At 41.3% G+C, this 259-nt stretch carries 1 other annotated feature.

Features of this window, described 5'->3' with window-relative positions:
• Nucleotides 1–36 precede the first annotated feature (36 nt).
• Nucleotides 37–259: a binding site (T-box leader), on the top strand. This feature is flagged as partial in the annotation.

The raw sequence follows: 259 nt of genomic DNA on the forward strand, positions 1-259 counted from the left end.
AATATAATTAGTATATCAAAATTATTTTTTGAAAAATCAAAATCAATGACGAGAAAGAGTAACTTGATTGTTTTTGACTTCAGAGAGCCGACGGGTGGTGCAAGTCGGTGTCAGGCACCAAGTGAAAATCATCTCTGAGATGCATGGCTGAACTTATTCAGTAAGCCTTCGCCGGACCTCCTGCCGTTAACATAGGACACGTATGATGGTACGTTGATCGAGAGCCGCAATGTCTTTTTATTGCGGAAGTAGGGTGGTA

Source organism: Bacillus sp. JJ1764 (assembly GCF_036962145.1).
Lineage (GTDB): Bacteria > Bacillota > Bacilli > Bacillales > Cytobacillaceae > Neobacillus.